Here is a 15,777-nt window from a genome sequence, read left to right on the forward strand (position 1 = left end):
CTATTAAATATCAAGAGAATTCCTTCGCAATCAGATTGTCGAACAGGTAGGCCTGAGTGCCCAGCAAACGTGCTTTTGCTCCCAGCTTGGAAATGTGGATCGAGAGCGGGTTTTTGAAATCCGACAGGCAGTATTTGTTGATCGCCTGCTCGATCGGGTTGGAAATGAACGGCCCGGCTTCTGCCAGCAAACCACCCACGATAATCACTTCCGGATTAAACAAATGAACGGCGGTAGCCAATCCTTTACCCAGTTCGGTACCAACTGTGCTCAGCAGGTCGATCGAAAACTCGTCGCCCGCGTGCACCGCCTCGATGATATGGGAAGTTTCCAGTAGGTCGAGATTACCATGCACGATCTGTTTCAGGATCGTCGCACGGCCGCTTTTGATACCTTCCTTCGCCTGGCGTATCAATGCAATGGCCGAAGTAATCGTGTCCAGGCAGCCCACTTTTCCACAATGGCAAAGCATTCCGTCCGGTTTTACCTGAATATGCCCCAACTCGCCTGCAAAGCCCGATGCGCCGTTGAAAACCTCTCCGTTAATGATAATGCCCAGACCAACGCCCCAGTCGATATTGATTGTCAATACCTGCGATTTATCGACGGCATAACCGAAGCGGTGCTCGCCGATGGTAGTGGCCTTGGTATCATTGAAAAGGCACACGGGAAGGTCAAAATGCTCTTTGAGGTACGTTACCAGCGGCACACCCGGGGGTGTCAGGTTCAGGTAAGTTAAGTTAATACCTTGCGAAGAATTGATCAGACCAGGCATCGAAACACCGATACCCCACAGTTTGCTGCGCGTGATATTGTTGGATTTCAAGAAGTCGTCCGTGGACGTGAAAAGCTCTTCCAGGAAATTCGAGGAGTCGTCAAGGCGTATATCAACCTTCCTTTTGAGGATCAGTTGGTTGTGTAAATCGAATATGCAGAGCTGAGTGTCATGGCGGTTGATATCCATGATCAGCGTGAGGTACTTCTTCGCATTCAGGCCATAGAGCACCGGTGGGCGGCCAGCCCTTGCGGGGCCTGTACCTGTTTCGGTAATCCAGCCTTCACGCATCAGATCGTTCACAATTCCGGTTGCGGACGGTATACTCGCATGGAACAACTTAGCCATTTTGTTAATGGAAGTGTCGCCGGACTGATATAGATGCAACAAAAGGCTGCTCCTAATGCGATTTTTACGAATATCAATGACCGAACTCGGTTCTTCTGCCACTAAGTCCATTATGCGGAGCGAAAATAATTATAGGATGATATTTTTAATTTTCTTTAACTATTGGGTGTACTAATGTATGAAATAATCAGAAAAAACGGCTGTGATTTTAAAAAATATTATTATTTGTTGTAAAATATTTAGCGAATCGGGCGATCGGCCAAACGTTTCCTAATAATACGGCAGTCACAAAACGGGGATTTTTCAGCTTGAAGGAGATAATTATACGCAATGCAAGTAAAAAATCATGGAGGCTGAAAAACTACTTGTTTTGTGCCTTGTTTTGACTTCCCGGGTAATTTTTAGTGACTTCTGGCAAAGTCCTTTTAAATTCGCTGATTCCAAAACAAAGACAAATGAGTTTAATAAGGGGTTTGGTGCTTCGTTCGACCGGTTCGTGGTACGAGGTCAGGGACAGCAGGGACGGGCACATCTGGCAGTGTCGTTTGAAAGGTAAATTCAAAGCATTGGGTTTGAAAGTAACCAACCCGATTGCGGTGGGGGACTATGTGAATTTCGAGGTAGAGAATGAAAGTGAAAACTTTGGCATTATCCACGAGATCGTCCCGCGCGAGAACTATGTGATCCGCCGCTCTGTCCACAAAACGGCACACGCGCACCTTATCGCAGCGAATGTGGATCAGGCTATTCTCATCTGTACATTGGTATTCCCGCGCACTTCGCTGGGATTTATCGATCGTTTCCTGGTGGCCATCGAATCGTTCCGCATTCCGGGCGTGCTGGTTTTCAACAAGCAGGATCTTCTGAATGATGAAATGAAAGATTTTCAGGCCGAACTCATGGAGCTGTATACAAGCCTGGGTTATCGCTGCCTCACCACCACGGCACTGCATGAATTGGGTCTCGGGGAGTTCAAATCCCTGCTGAAAGGCAAGGTATCACTGCTTTCGGGGCACTCAGGCGTAGGCAAGTCGACACTCGTGAATGCGATAGCGCCCGATCTGGATATTAAAACACAGGAAGTCTCCACATTCGCGAACAAGGGCGTGCATACGACCACTTTCGCAGAAATGTTCGAACTCGAAAAGGACACATTCATTATCGATTCGCCGGGGATTAAGGAACTTGGGCTGGCAGATATGGAAAAGGAGGAAATCAGCCATTACTTTCCCGAAATGCGCGATCTGCTCAACCAATGCCGCTTCAATAATTGCCAGCATATCAATGAGCCCGGTTGCGCGGTGAAAGACGCTGTGTCCGAAGGCAAGATTGCGCTTAGCCGTTTTGAGAGTTACCTGAGCATCATGGCGGGGGACGACAACCGGAAATAACATGACAAACGTCGAACACATCGGTATTGCGGTCAGGAACCTTTCAGCGGCAGAGGATCTTTACTCGACGCTTTTGAATGCCTCACCCTATAAACGCGAAGCCGTAGCATCGGAGCAGGTCACTACTTCCTTTTTTAAGGTAAATCAAACCAAAATAGAACTGCTGGAAGCCTCCGGGCCGGACAGTGCCATTGCCCGTTTTATCGAAAAAAAGGGGGAGGGTATTCATCACATTGCGTTCGAAGTGGAAGACATCATCGCGGAAATGGAACGCCTTCGCGACGCCGGGTTTGTGTTGCTAAACGAAACCCCGAAACGCGGCGCCGACAATAAGCTGGTTTGTTTTGTGCATCCCAAAAGTGCGAATGGCGTTCTGATCGAACTCTGTCAGGAAATCAGGTGATAGTTTGACCCGCCTAAAACGGTAACCCGACCGCTATATTCAATATCAGATTCTCCTTTCGCCACGCCCGGCTGCCGAAGTTGATTTCATTAAATACCCATGGATTTTTGTATTCCACAACGCCTTCATCACTGATATTCTTGATCTCATTCACGTACCACGGCTTGCGGAATGGCGTCGCGAGGTCGAGGCGGAATATCAGGTAAGAGAAATCCAGGCGCAGGCCGATCCCCCCGCCGACGGCGACTTGTTTCAAAAATTTATTGCTGATCAAAGCTGTTCCGGGATATGCAGCGCGGGTACTGTCACCGAATGACCAGATATTGCCGGCGTCCAGAAAAATAGCCCCGTTAATGATATCAGTGAACTTCATTCGAACCTCTGAGTTGAATTCGAGCCGGATATCCGCAAAAGACTGATAGCCCAATAAGCGAATGGACAATGTATCCGGAGCAACCGAACCCGGCCCCAGCGACCGTGCGCGAAACGCCCTGATTCCCGTACTACCTCCACCAAAGTACTGTTTAAATTGAGGTATCGGCATCGTCTTCGAGTTTCCATATGGCTTAGCAGCACCCACCAGAATGCGGTTCGCCCATTTAATTGACGGGGTGATTGTGCGGTAATATCTTACGTCGCCATCCACCTTCAAATATTGCAGGATAGGCACTTTCAAAAATTCTTTGGGATACCCCTCATCATTTTTCTTCGCCAAGAGACTCAAAATGTTCCCGCCCCACTCGATACCACCCGACATGGCTACCTGATTTTTACTGAATGGCCGGGGTGTTGGGCGATAGGACACAGAATAGTTGGAACCCAGTATAAAGAATTTGGTGTCGACAAGCCGGAAAAGCCGGTCAACATCGGACGGGTTTGTATTGGGGTCCGTCGCAACTTCCCCAAGTAGTTCTGTATTGATATTTCTCGGTTCCACGAAGTTGATGGAAATCGGCGCGAATGTGTGTTCAACTTCCGAATTTCGGCGCCATACATAGGACCAGTCGCCCCGGATGGAACGCGTCGTGTAAAAGTTACGCTGTATCCGGTTTTCGTAGGTTACTGAAAGAATGGTTTTAGGCAAAGATTGGCTTTTCTCAGGTCTGATTCTTACGAAAGGAATGATAAAGCGGGGAAAAGACAAATCGGCGGAAGCACCGTAACGGATATACTCGTTCCCAATGTTATTGGAAGTGGTACGACTACCGCCTAACTGCACGTCAAATCCGAAATATGCCTTGATTGCGAGCATTTCGGCTCCCCTGAAAAAGTTGCGGTTGCGCCAGGTAACATCCAGCTGCGACCCGCCCAGGTTATTGGATTTGGTACTGGCCGAAAGAGTCGTCTGCAGCGACTTTTTCTTCATCGGTGAAAGGTCGTAGTGCACATCAAGCAATGCGGAATCGGAACGGGGTACGAGGTCGAAACGATTTTTAACAAACCGGAAATTTTGCAGGTTGATCAACCTTTGCAGGGATACATCGTGCATGGTATTGGTGTACAAATTCCCCCTTCTGAAACCGATGGCATCGTAGAATATCCTGCGCTTGTAATGATTACCCGGGTCAGTAATGGTAATACCCCGGCGCAGCGGCCCGCGTGCGGCAAGGCCCGTGGTGTCGGCCAGCTTGTTTTCTTCCGTACCGGTATTGACGTAAATGCGGTTGATAAAATACTGTTTCAAAGAAGTCTGGGCAGTTTCCTTCTTGACTTCGAGGAAAAGATTCACCTGCTGCGGCCCCAATGTAGAGTCGGCACGACCGATGGTGGAATCGACTTTGACAATCAAATAATCGGGATTGAAATAGTAATATCCTTTGCCTTTCAACTCCTGGTCGATGCGGACACGCTCGGTTGTGATTACTTCCAGGCGGATCGGGTCTCCCTTTTTCAGCAGGGTTTTTTGTTTGGCCAAAACCAGGTCGCGGTTGAACAGCGAACTGTCGGGCACCACATAGCTGATTTCGTTGATCACATAGCGGGGCATGACGTAAGCATCGTATTCTGTGATTGCCGTACGTTTTCGTTTATTTTTGTTCGGAACGATCTTACCCTTGGCCTTGGAGCGGTAATAGCCTTCGTTATCCAGAAACGCAACCATATTGGCCGCATTGATGTCGACAATGCGCTGCGTGGCGTAACGCGGCGGCTCGCCGAGCTTTTTCCGGAACCAGCTTCGCAATCCACCTTCATCTTTGGGTTCGCCGATCCAGTAGTAAAACCACACTTTCCAGGGAAACCCGAAAATAGTTTTGTTGGCAGGAGGTTTGATCAGTCCTTCCAATTGGTCGGCAACGCCGGTCACGTTTGGTTTGGAAATGCTGTCGGGCTGCACATTGACCTTGTTGCCCACATATATGCTCTGTCCTTCGGGCACGTATCTATTAACCGAGCAGCCGCCCAGGAAAATACAGATCGCCAGTATATATCCTATGTTACTTCTCATTGCGCTGCTTTTGGAAAATTTCGCGGAACAGGTCATAGTCCGCAGTAATGATAAAACTCACACCGGTTTCGATGATAAAACCTTCCAGAATAGACTGATACTGGTTTTTTCGATAGCCCCGGAACATATACCGGCCGTCTTTGCTGAGAGAATAATCAAGGGCAATGTTGTCGAATACTTCGGTTGAATTGCCCGTATTGCCTTTACTTTCAAGCTCGAAGTTCTTGCCCACGGAAATTTTCAACCGGTTGTTCAGGAATGCCTTGCTAAGGCCAACGTTCAAGTCGGTGCGTGCTCCGGTACTCTGGTCTGCCGTGGAGTTCAGGCCAATGTTAAGGTCGACGCCCTTCACGAGATCAGAGGCCAGGTTGTTAAGCTGGTCGGTGAGCAGCTGACTTACGCTTTGACGCGCCACAGCTTCCGCGCTCGAACCGATATTGAAACCCGCAGTAGACTGGTCGGTGATGAATTTGTTGGTGATCAGCAACGCGAACGCCTGTTTGTTAGCCTCGGACGGGTTGTTCTGCATATCCTTCCAGAATGTCTGGCCGGTAATGTCTTGTTCAATGGTTTTATCGATGGATTTGTCGGGTATTACGATCTGGAATGCGATATTGGGCGTTGTGAGATTTCCCGTGATCACGATTTGCACTTCCACCGGTATTTTACTGGCGCCCTGGAATTTGGCGGCAATAGAGCCAGGGTCGACCATCACCGGATACGAAGCGGTGATATTCAGATCGGCTTTCATGGGATCACCGGTCCAGAGGAGCGTACTTCCCTTTTTAATCTCAAACTGCCTTTTCAGGATTTGCAGCGTGAGGTCATAAGAACCTTCCGTTAAATCATAAGAACCCAGGAGGAAGAGCTGACCGTTCGGTGCCACGCCTGTGTTCAGCTGCGCATTTCCTTTCAGGCGGATGTTATCGCCATTCAATTCGTCGATCACTACTTTGAATTCCGATTTATCATCGACGTCGATGTCCAGCGAAATCTGCGATGCAAAATCCACCATTACGTTTTGCGATGCTTCCACGGAGTCCTTCTTCACCGCTTCGGTGCCGTTGCTCATATCCACAAACTCGATCACGCCTTTGGTTGCGTCGCCCGCCTCCGTGGCGTCACTGGGCATGACCACCGTTATATTGCTTCCGGGATCGACCTTCACACTACCGTCGATCACCGAGTTCGCGCCCTGGCCTTTTACGGTCAGATTAGCGTCGATATTGGCTTTCCCGAAGAATAGCTCGTTCTCTTTCTGGGTCGAATTCAGGACATTGAAATTTTTAGCAGAAATATTGAGGTTATACCCCACATCCGGCAGCTTGGCAATGCTTACATTTCCATTGATCTTCATCGCCTGGTTGAGCGAATCGGTAACTGTGAAGTTGTTGAAATTGATATTCTGGCCTGCAAACTGAATTTTTTGCCCGGCCAGCGAGTACCGCGATCCCAGTTGTGTCGCATTGAATGCCACATTATCGAAATTGATCGCTCCGTCGAGTCGCGGACTGTCGGTCGCCCCGGTAATGTTGATATTGCCCGTCAGGTTACCTTCCGCCCGTTTCAGCTCGCCGAAACTGAATGCCTCGATCGTTTTGGCGCTGAGTTTTTTCAAATCCATCTTGAAATCCATCGGACTTTCGGATTTCAGATTATAGCTTCCCCTGATACTCACGTCATTCTGATCGTTTACGAGTGACATGGCCACGCGGATCAGGTTTTCGGTTTCGTTAGTCGATTTCAGTGCCAGGTCACCTACCGGTATTTTGGTTACGGCGAGATTATTGATTGTCAGTTCCCCCGTGTACACCGGTGAGGTCATATAGTTGCTCAATAATACTTTCCCATTCAAAGTACCTGTCGCGAGCGTGGAGTCGAGCGTAGCGATCTCGATCAACGGACCGATAGCGATATTGGCCATTGTAATGTCGAGCGGACTGTTTGGCGCATCGGATGTAGAATTGATTTTCAACGACTGCCCCTTGTTACTGATCGCCAGATTCTTCACATACACGCTGTCGGCCGCATATTGTACATAACCAGCCGTGTCAGTCTCCCATTTGTCGTAATTCAGCAGCAGGTCGTCGCGCAGGTTGAGGCGATATTGATTGTTGTTAATGGCCAGGTCACCTTTTACAGCGTGTCGTTCGGTATTGACCGAATCGCGGACGATAAAATCGAATTTGACGTCATTATCGACAATCTGGCTAACCAGCGACGCATTCTGCATTCTGAAACCACCGGTATTGACCTGTCCTACATTCGCATTCAAAGCCGCATTGGCTTCCGTGGTGCTGAAATTTATCGACGTCCGTTCCACGATGGTACTGTCGTAATTGACCATCGGGACACTCAGCCGGGCTACCAGGGACGAATCTTTCTGGTTATCCATTTGCGCATGTAGCTGGATTGTCTTCATTTCCCGTATTTCCGGCACGAAAACCTGGATTGCCGGATGATTGTTAAGCGTGGCATCCAGGGCGAAGTTTACCGGTTTGGTCACTTCTTTGTACGTCAGGTCGGGTGATTTGAAATGCTTTCCGACCTCGGTCAGGATCGCGTCGCCAATTTCGGTGTAAGAATACTGGCCGGTCATTTTGGCTTTCAGAATGGGCGATTCGATGTAAGCTTGCTTGCCGCCGCTGGAATCGGTCAATTGTACGCGGATATTGGAGATACCGACCGGCTTGCGATGGTGTACCAGCACCAGGCTGTCGACATTCACGGTTCCCAGCGGATTTTCAGGATTGGTCGAAGGCATATCTACCTTAATGCTTCCTTTCACCTGCAATGAATCCGCATACAGATTCAGGGCCGTAAGGTCGAGGTTCGTCACTTCAAGGTCGGCTTTTACCGACGGGTATTCTTTGGACAAATCTGCCTGTGCATTCAGGTCAAGATCGATATTACGGTCGTCCATGTTGGCCGAGATGTTGGCTAGTCCATGGTCGATATCGCCTTTCAGTTTCAGGTTTTGGTATACATAACCCTTGATGTCTGCACTTTCAATATTGCCGTCCAGGCGTGCCTTCATTGTTTTCGGGGCATATCCTACACCGTCCACATCCGCACGGAGGGTGAGTTTGCCCATTTCGGCGGGTGGTTGCTTGGTAAGCTTGCCGAGGTCGAATTCCGTGAGTGTCAGTGTGCCGTTATACTGAGCCCGCAGGCTATCGGCGATGTTTTTAAGATTGCCTGTAAAAGTCCCCGTACCAAACGACGTGTTCACGGCCGTTGCGAGGGTAAGATTTTCCATGGAGCCTTTCACTTTCCCGGATACCTTGATCGCGTCGGGCAACTCGATGGAAGCCGGAACTGTGCTGTCGGGCAGCATTTTGAGGAGATCGGCCTTGGTCGACGATATTTCGTTAATATTCAAATCCATCGCGAGCTTTTCTGCATCTGGAAGGCCTCTCAGGCGACCGTCTGCACTCAGGACGGTGCCGTCGAGCATAGTAAACCTCGCTTTGGAAATGAGCATATCGTCTACTGATCCGGTGATTTGTCCCGTCCCTTTCACTACGCCGTTCGGCTCCTTGTCGAATGGCGGGGTTTTGGCCAGATCTGGCGCCAAAAGCAAAATGTCTGCGAAGGCAATGCGGCTGTCGGTGAGGCGTAATTTAAGCTTTACCTTGCCAATGTCGTTGGTGAGCTGGTCGAGGTTTTTGTAGCGCAGGCTCAGCTCATCTCGCAAAAGGGTATTCGGCGTTTTGAGATAAAGATTTCGGAGGTAGGTCTCCTGGTCGCCATAGGCAAAGTCGGTACGGAATGCATCCAGGCGAAAGCCGCTTTTGTCCTTGAATGAGGCAGATTTCAATGCACCGGCAATATTTTCCGGCGAGAAAAGGAAGTCCCGTAAATCTACATTGAGGTCTTTGATATTGAGGTGTGCGTAGTCGAGGCCCTTGGGTATGGCGGGGGAGTTGAAGTCATCGTAGCGGATATCGTTGTCCGCCAGTTTGATTTCTCCCACTTTTACATACCAACCCGGGGCGGAAGTAGTGTCCTTCGTTTCCGGCGGCGGCCCGGCGGCCGTAGTTTTAGGTTTTTTAGCAAATTCTGCAAAGAGCGACATGTTTTGCAGCGAAACGTTTTTCACATCCACACGCTGGCTACCCATGTAAACGCTGTTCACATGCCCGGCCAGTTTCCCGACGGTCAAGCCGTTTTTCAATCCCGATGTTTCATCGTCAAATTCCCATTTGAACTGTTGAATATCGATGTCACCCGCTTTGATATCCAGCGAATCAGCCGGATCTGGCTTCGGCTCGGGGCCGGAGGCAGCCACTTTCGGGGCAGGATACATCCTGAGCTTCACCTGGCTGTTATGCAATGCAGTGTTGGTGAGGTGGTATTGTGAGATCGTTGGATTAAATTTGTCGAACTTGACAACCGCTGAGTCGATGTTCCCCGAAGCGTCGGTGCCGATCACCGCGTCGCGGTATGAGAACCGGACCTTTTTCAACGAAATCTGATCCAGGCGCATTTTGAGCGGTTTTGACGGTGTTGTATCAACTTCTTTATCGGTACCGGCAAATGCATCTACTATAAACTGGAAATTGAAGGTAGTATCGGGTAAAACACGGTTGATGTTAGCATTCACATCTTCCAGCTCTACCTTGTTAATACCAATATCGCCGTTGATGAGGCTGTACATATCAAGGTCAACATACAGGCGCTTGCCCGCAATGAGCGTGTCGCCATGCGAATCTTCAAAATACACGCCTTCGAGCAATACCCAGTCGGGAATGTCGAACCGGATTTTCTCGATATTGACCTTGGTTTTAAGTTTTTTACGTAAAAAAGAATTCGCCTGGGATGTTAAAAAATTCTGGCCGAACGGTGTCTGGATTCCCCAGATCAACACGCCAACCAGAATCAAAACTGTCAGGATTATTATGGCCAGTACTTTCAGTGCTTTCTTCATCCCAGGCTGATTTCCGCCATATTAAGGCGTTGATAATCTTGGTTTGCAATAAACCTGCCTGCCAGATGCATCATCTGACAGGCAGGTATCGGGCGATAATACCCTTGTTATCTTTTGAATAGTTCGACGTTCACATTTTCGTTCACCGTCAGCGCCGATTTGATCGTCACCGGTTTTTTATCAGAGCTGTTGAGCTCCACGAGCTTCGCGGGGTATAAAATACCATACGCAGATTTGGCATAATCTGATAAATCGGTAGTCGTTTCTACGCCGGCCTGGTTCAGTTTCTGACGTACGAGCAAACCGGATTTAGCGTCGAAATAGAGGTTGTACTTTACACCTTTACCCTGCAATTCTACATTATTCACCTGAACGCCGTTGAGCGTTTCCGTACCGACAGTCGTGGCGATCAGCCCGCGGTTTTTATAGTCGATGAAAGGCACGAGGTTGTCATACAGCTCCATCCGCATATTCTGTTGCTCCGCCTGGCTCAGGTCTTTCACATCGACTCTCTGCCCGATAGGTACTTTGATCCACCCCTGGTCGCCCTTCACGGTGTATACAAAGCTGCGTTTCATGATGGTTTTGTTCTTGTAGATCGATTGCTCAGGGATAGATGCAGTGATTACCGCGTCGTATGGAGTGGCAGCAGCGGCAGCATAGCTTCTTTTGATGTTATAGGATTTTACCCCATCCCAAAGGCCTTTGCCGCCCGTTGCTTTGTAAAATTGTGAAAATATGGAGTCAGCGGGCAATTTCTGTGCGTAAGAACCAGCCGTTACCAATAGCAATGCGGCCAGCATTTTGATCTTTTTCATCTGTGTAAAATTTTGTTTTAAGTTTTTGACCTTCCGGCATCCGGTTATCCGGGCGCCCTGATTTTTTAGATCACGCTGCGTGTTCGGGGTTTAAATAACTAAAATTAATCGACTCCTGTGCGAGCTATTTGCAAAAACCGTTCCATGAAGCCGAATCCGCTCGAAAATGATCGTAGCAGCGCTTCCTGAGGCTATCAGGAACTGCTTGTAAATGAAAAGGAAGGACCGAAACGACCCTTCCTTTTCACATATATTAACAAATGTCGCCTTACCGATCACGCATCGTCGCCGCTTGCGGAAATTTTGCCGAATCTGTATTGGAATGTCACATTTACCAGTCGGTTGGTCTGATGCCAGTTCGACGACTGTGAATAAGTAACCGTGTTCAGCTGGCTTCTGTAATTCCGCGAAAGGAAGATGTCCTGCACATTGAAGGATATGGTCGCTTTCTTTTCCAGCAAATCCTTGCGGATACCCATATTGGCGATGAAAACGCCATCGCGCGTTCCTTGCGCGATCGCCCGCGGGCCTTCGTAATTCACGTAGGCGGATGCGCGGAAGTCGGCGGGAAGTGTGATGAATGCATTGAGGTTACCCGAGTAGCTCCATGTCCGGTTATCGATCTGAGCGACTGCCGATACCACTTCGCTGCGGAAAACGCGGCCGCTGCCATTGATTTTCAGTACATCGCCGAAGAGTTTTTGGGAGAAATCGGTTTCAAAACCATAAGAGAACTCGCGACCGACATTGTCGTATCTGGTGAGCGAAACACCTGCTTCATCGATCGTACGGATCTGCGTGATCGCATTGTTGGAGTAATCCATGAAAAGCGAAGGTCCCCAGCCGCCGTTGGCTTCATAATTGGAATAACCCATTTCGGCTTTGTGTGTAAACTCCGGACGGAGGTTCGGATTACCGGTTTTCACGTTGCGTGGATCGGAAACGTCGGTGTAGGGGTTCAGCCAGTCGGCCTCGGGACGCTGCACGCGGCGGCTGTAATTCAACTTCATCTGCGAAGATTCACCCAATTTGCGCGTCACGGCGAACGACGGCACGAGCGTCAGGAAATGTACGCTGAAATCCTGGTTGCGGCTGATCTGATTGATATCCTGGTTGTAGTCGGTCACCCGCAAACCGGCCCGCACACCCCATAGATCTGTTTTTTGCGAGAAAGTCATGAACCCGGTGTAGGTGGCATCCTTGTAGCCGAATACGTTGCTGATATTGTTGTCAAAAACGTAGGTGTTGGTTTCGCGGTCGAGATTGTAGAATGCATTCACATTGTCGTTTGAGCTGCTGCGCGAGCGCACGCCTGCTTCCAGGGTTGCCTTCGGTGTAATGGGCCAGGTGTAGTCGGCATTCAGGAATAGGGAATGGCGGTTGTTGTTGCGCAGGTTTTGCTGGTTGCGCAACAGGCTGTCGATGGTGCTTTCCTGAGCGAAATAGGATTCCCCGTCGGAGCCGCCCAGCGAGTAGCTCGAGTTGAAATTGAGCTGATGGTCTTTTTCGGCAAATTTCAGGCGGTAATCGAAATTGAAGTTGAGGTTATCCCCATTGCCTTTGCTGTTGTTCAGGCGGCGGAAACTTTCCGATACCACGCCCGACGCGAGCGTTGTCTCGTTGAGGATATTGCTGTTATTGCGGTTGTTATCGCGCGAGTAGTTTACGCCGGCCTCGATAGAGTTCCTGTCGTTGAAATCATAATTGACTCCGACGCGCCCGAATGCATTCTTGCCTTTGTTCCCGCCCGTACCGTCCTGCTGTAAGTGCGAAGTCGATTCGGTGACGAAATTATCGCGGCTCAATGTTCTCTCCCACGTCATGGCGCGGGTTTGTCCGCTGAGCGACGCATTCAGGCCGAATTTGCCTACTTTATAACTCAGGTTGCCTGATGCGGCATTGTTATTCCTGTTACCAATGCTTAACCGCGCACCACCGTTCATCCCGCGGATTTTCGTTTTCTTGGTAATGATATCGATCACACCCGATGCACCTTCTCCTTCATATTTGGCCGAAGGGGTCGTCATGACGTCGATTCGCTCAATGAGGTTTGCGGGGAAAGATTGCAGGATGGTCGGAAGGTCGCTGCCATAGAGGTTGGAAGGCTTGCCGTCGATGAGCACCACTACATTCCCTTTTCCGCGCACCTGCGGATTGCCGTTTTCATCGAGCGAAACGGCCGGTACCTTTTCCAGCAGGTCACTTACGTTATTGCTCGTCGCCAGCATGTCCTTGCCGATATTGACTATCTTCTTGTCGATATCGTCGACGATCATCGTTTTTTCACCCTTCACTACCACCTCTGCGAGTTTTTGTGCTTCGGGCTGTACGGTGATGCTTCCCAGGTCGAGCAGGCTGGCCTCGGCCGCCAGTTTGACATTGGGGCGGTAGAGTGTTTGGTACCCCATATTGGTCACCCGCAGGATGTAATTCCCCGGTGCCACCTCGGCAATGGTAAATGCACCGTTTTCATCGGCCACAGCACCGTTGACGAGCGATGAGTCTTTGGGCATCAATAGGGCCACGGTAGCAAATGCCACCCCGGCATTGTTTGGTCCTTCTACGATTTTACCCACAAGCTTGCCGCCGAGCGCATGCTGCGATTTTGGATGATTCACAGGAAGCGGTCGGGTACCAGGGGCTGCGAGAAGTAGATGGGTCGGTAAAATTAAGGCAAGACTGTTAAGAAACAGAGTTCTTTTCACGGGTATAGGATTTAGATTTTATTAGGAGTCAAGCAGGGTAAAAATGCTGCGTACATATTGTGAAATGTAACTAAATCAAGCTGTAAAGCTTTAATGAGTACAAAGTTACATGTATTTATGGTAACGTACCCTTTTTCGAAATAATTACATAAAATTATAAAAAAATAAAGATTTGCAGTATTTTAAAATAGGAATACGATAACTTGCAGTATTTTTAAATATTTTTAATAAATACCGGATTCCTAATTCATGAAACGTTTTCTTTTTGGACTAATCTGTTGCGTGCTCGTACACTCAGCAATGGCGCAGATTAACGTGATCCCCAAACCAACCCAGGTCCTGACCGCGAAAGGCGCATGGACGCTTAAAGCCAAAACGAAGATCGGCGCACCTGCCGATGCCAAATGGTCGCACGTGGCAGAAATGCTGGCGGCACAACTAGGCAAAGCCACCGGGCAACCTGTTTCTACCGCAAAAGGCAAAGGTGATATTACCCTTGCGGTATCATCGGATGCCAGCCTCGGCGAAGAAGGGTATCGCTTGCTTTCGACACCCAAGGGGGTAACGATACAGGCGCAAACTGCCAAAGGTGCATTTTATGGCGTGCAAACCCTGCTGCAACTGTTGCCGGCGGAGGTATTCAGCGAAACTCCGGTTGCGGGTGTGAAATGGACAGTTCCTTACGTAACGATCAAAGACGTGCCCCGCTACGCTTACCGTGGGCTGATGCTCGACGTTTGCCGTCACTTTATGCCGATCGAGTTTGTGAAAAAGTACATTGACCTGATTGCATTACACAAGCAGAATCAGTTCCACTGGCACCTTACCGACGACCAGGGCTGGCGCATCGAGATCAAGAAATATCCTGAACTGAAAACCATCAGCTCGAAACGCAAAGAGACGATGAAGGGGCATTATGGCGACCACAAGTATGATGGCAAGCCTTATGAGGGTTTCTACACACAGGATGAAATCAAAGAAGTGATTAAATATGCCGAGGACCGTTTCGTGAACGTGATCCCGGAAATCGAAATGCCGGGCCACGCGCTGGCTGCATTGGCCGCTTATCCGCAACTGGGTAACAATCCCGACAAAATTTATGAGGTAGGCACCAAATGGGGCGTTTACGATGACGTTTTCATGCCGCGTGAAGAGACTTTCAAATTCCTGGAAGATGTACTGACCGAAGTGATTGACCTTTTCCCAAGCAAATACATCCACATCGGCGGCGACGAGTGCCCGAAAATACAATGGAAGGAAAGCCGTTTTGCCCAGGGTATTATTCAGAAAGAAGGGTTGAAGGATGAGCACGGCTTGCAAAGCTACGTGATCAAGCGCATCGATAAATTCATTACGGCGAAAGGCCGCCGGATGATCGGCTGGGATGAAATTTTGGAAGGTGGACTCTCGCCGAATGCCACGGTAATGAGCTGGCGGGGTATCGAAGGTGGCATCGCCGCTGCCAAAGAGCGCCACGACGTGATCATGACACCGGGTAACTTCTGCTACCTCGACCATTACCAGGCCGAAGCAAAAACGCAGCCTATCGCTATTGGCGGCTTCACCGACCTCGCGGAATCTTATTCTTATGAGCCAACCCCGGCGGAGCTTTCAGCCGACGAAGCGAAGCACATCCTAGGGGTGCAAGGCAATGTGTGGACCGAATACATGAAGACCCCTGCCTACGTACAATATATGGTATGGCCCCGCGCCACCGCATTGGCCGAGGTAGGCTGGACTTCCAAAGAAGGCAAGAACTTCGAAGATTTCAGCAAACGGATGGAAATCCACAAAAAACGCCTCGACTTCCTGGGTGTCAACTACTTCGGTGCGCCTATCAACGGCAAGTTCGAGTATGTGTGGCCGGAGAAAAAATAAGGCACGCATTTTGAAAAGCAATAAAAGCATCCTGGAAGAGGGTGCTTTTATTGCTTAACGAATATGCCGATATTTACTTTTCA

At 49.4% G+C, this 15,777-nt stretch carries 8 protein-coding genes; 3 read left to right on the forward strand and 5 right to left on the reverse strand.

Annotation, left to right across the window (positions count from 1 at the left end; translation table 11 throughout):
* Window positions 1–10 precede the first annotated feature (10 nt).
* Window positions 11–1,234 (reverse strand): ROK family transcriptional regulator, encoded by a 1,224-nt coding sequence (locus CLV60_RS21930; protein WP_106597528.1) that lies wholly within the window; start codon window positions 1,232–1,234, stop codon window positions 11–13.
* A gap of 344 nt (window positions 1,235–1,578) precedes the next feature.
* Between CLV60_RS21930 and rsgA the strand changes: the two genes are divergently transcribed.
* Complete coding sequence (rsgA, locus tag CLV60_RS21935; RefSeq protein ID WP_106597529.1) at window positions 1,579–2,514, forward strand: ribosome small subunit-dependent GTPase A; 936 nt, start codon at window positions 1,579–1,581, stop codon at window positions 2,512–2,514.
* A gap of 1 nt (window position 2,515) precedes the next feature.
* Window positions 2,516–2,917, forward strand: coding sequence for a methylmalonyl-CoA epimerase (gene mce / locus CLV60_RS21940; RefSeq protein ID WP_106597530.1), 402 nt, complete (start codon window positions 2,516–2,518; stop codon window positions 2,915–2,917).
* Window positions 2,918–2,930: 13 nt separating this feature from the next.
* Here the strand turns inward: mce and tamL are convergent, their stop codons facing one another.
* From tamL to CLV60_RS21960, 4 genes are all read right to left on the reverse strand, one after another.
* Entirely contained in the window at window positions 2,931–5,363 is a 2,433-nt protein-coding gene (gene tamL, locus CLV60_RS21945; RefSeq protein ID WP_229211086.1) for a translocation and assembly module lipoprotein TamL, read from the reverse strand.
* The gene (locus CLV60_RS21950) at window positions 5,353–10,293 is read right to left on the reverse strand and encodes a translocation/assembly module TamB domain-containing protein (protein WP_106597532.1); all 4,941 of its coding nucleotides are present in this window, start codon (window positions 10,291–10,293) and stop codon (window positions 5,353–5,355) included. Before CLV60_RS21950 ends, tamL begins: the two co-directional genes overlap by 11 nt.
* Window positions 10,294–10,400: 107 nt before the next feature.
* Entirely contained in the window at window positions 10,401–11,111 is a 711-nt protein-coding gene (locus tag CLV60_RS21955) for a hypothetical protein (RefSeq protein WP_106597533.1), read from the reverse strand.
* Between the two features lie 275 nt (window positions 11,112–11,386).
* On the reverse strand, window positions 11,387–13,729 hold the full coding sequence (locus tag CLV60_RS21960) for a TonB-dependent receptor (RefSeq protein ID WP_106597534.1): 2,343 nt from the start codon (window positions 13,727–13,729) through the stop codon (window positions 11,387–11,389).
* Window positions 13,730–14,065: 336 nt separating this feature from the next.
* On the opposite strand from CLV60_RS21960, the gene CLV60_RS21965 reads away from it, so the two are divergent.
* Window positions 14,066–15,694 carry a beta-N-acetylhexosaminidase gene (locus CLV60_RS21965; protein ID WP_106597535.1) on the forward strand — a complete coding sequence of 543 codons (1,629 nt, stop codon included), beginning with the start codon at window positions 14,066–14,068 and terminating at the stop codon, window positions 15,692–15,694.
* Window positions 15,695–15,777 lie beyond the last annotated feature (83 nt).

This window comes from Dyadobacter jiangsuensis (assembly GCF_003014695.1).
GTDB lineage: Bacteria > Bacteroidota > Bacteroidia > Cytophagales > Spirosomataceae > Dyadobacter > Dyadobacter jiangsuensis.

What these genes read in the sequence shown, in the direction of transcription:
- tamL (WP_229211086.1), bottom strand. Translation starts at nt 5,363, where the DNA reads ATGAGAAGTAACATAGGATATATACTGGCGATCTGTATTTTCCTGGGC.
- CLV60_RS21965 (WP_106597535.1), top strand. Translation starts at nt 14,066, where the DNA reads ATGAAACGTTTTCTTTTTGGACTAATCTGTTGCGTGCTCGTACACTCA.
- CLV60_RS21955 (WP_106597533.1), bottom strand. Translation starts at nt 11,111, where the DNA reads ATGAAAAAGATCAAAATGCTGGCCGCATTGCTATTGGTAACGGCTGGT.
- CLV60_RS21950 (WP_106597532.1), bottom strand. Translation starts at nt 10,293, where the DNA reads ATGAAGAAAGCACTGAAAGTACTGGCCATAATAATCCTGACAGTTTTG.
- rsgA (WP_106597529.1), top strand. Translation starts at nt 1,579, where the DNA reads ATGAGTTTAATAAGGGGTTTGGTGCTTCGTTCGACCGGTTCGTGGTAC.
- CLV60_RS21930 (WP_106597528.1), bottom strand. Translation starts at nt 1,234, where the DNA reads ATGGACTTAGTGGCAGAAGAACCGAGTTCGGTCATTGATATTCGTAAA.
- mce (WP_106597530.1), top strand. Translation starts at nt 2,516, where the DNA reads ATGACAAACGTCGAACACATCGGTATTGCGGTCAGGAACCTTTCAGCG.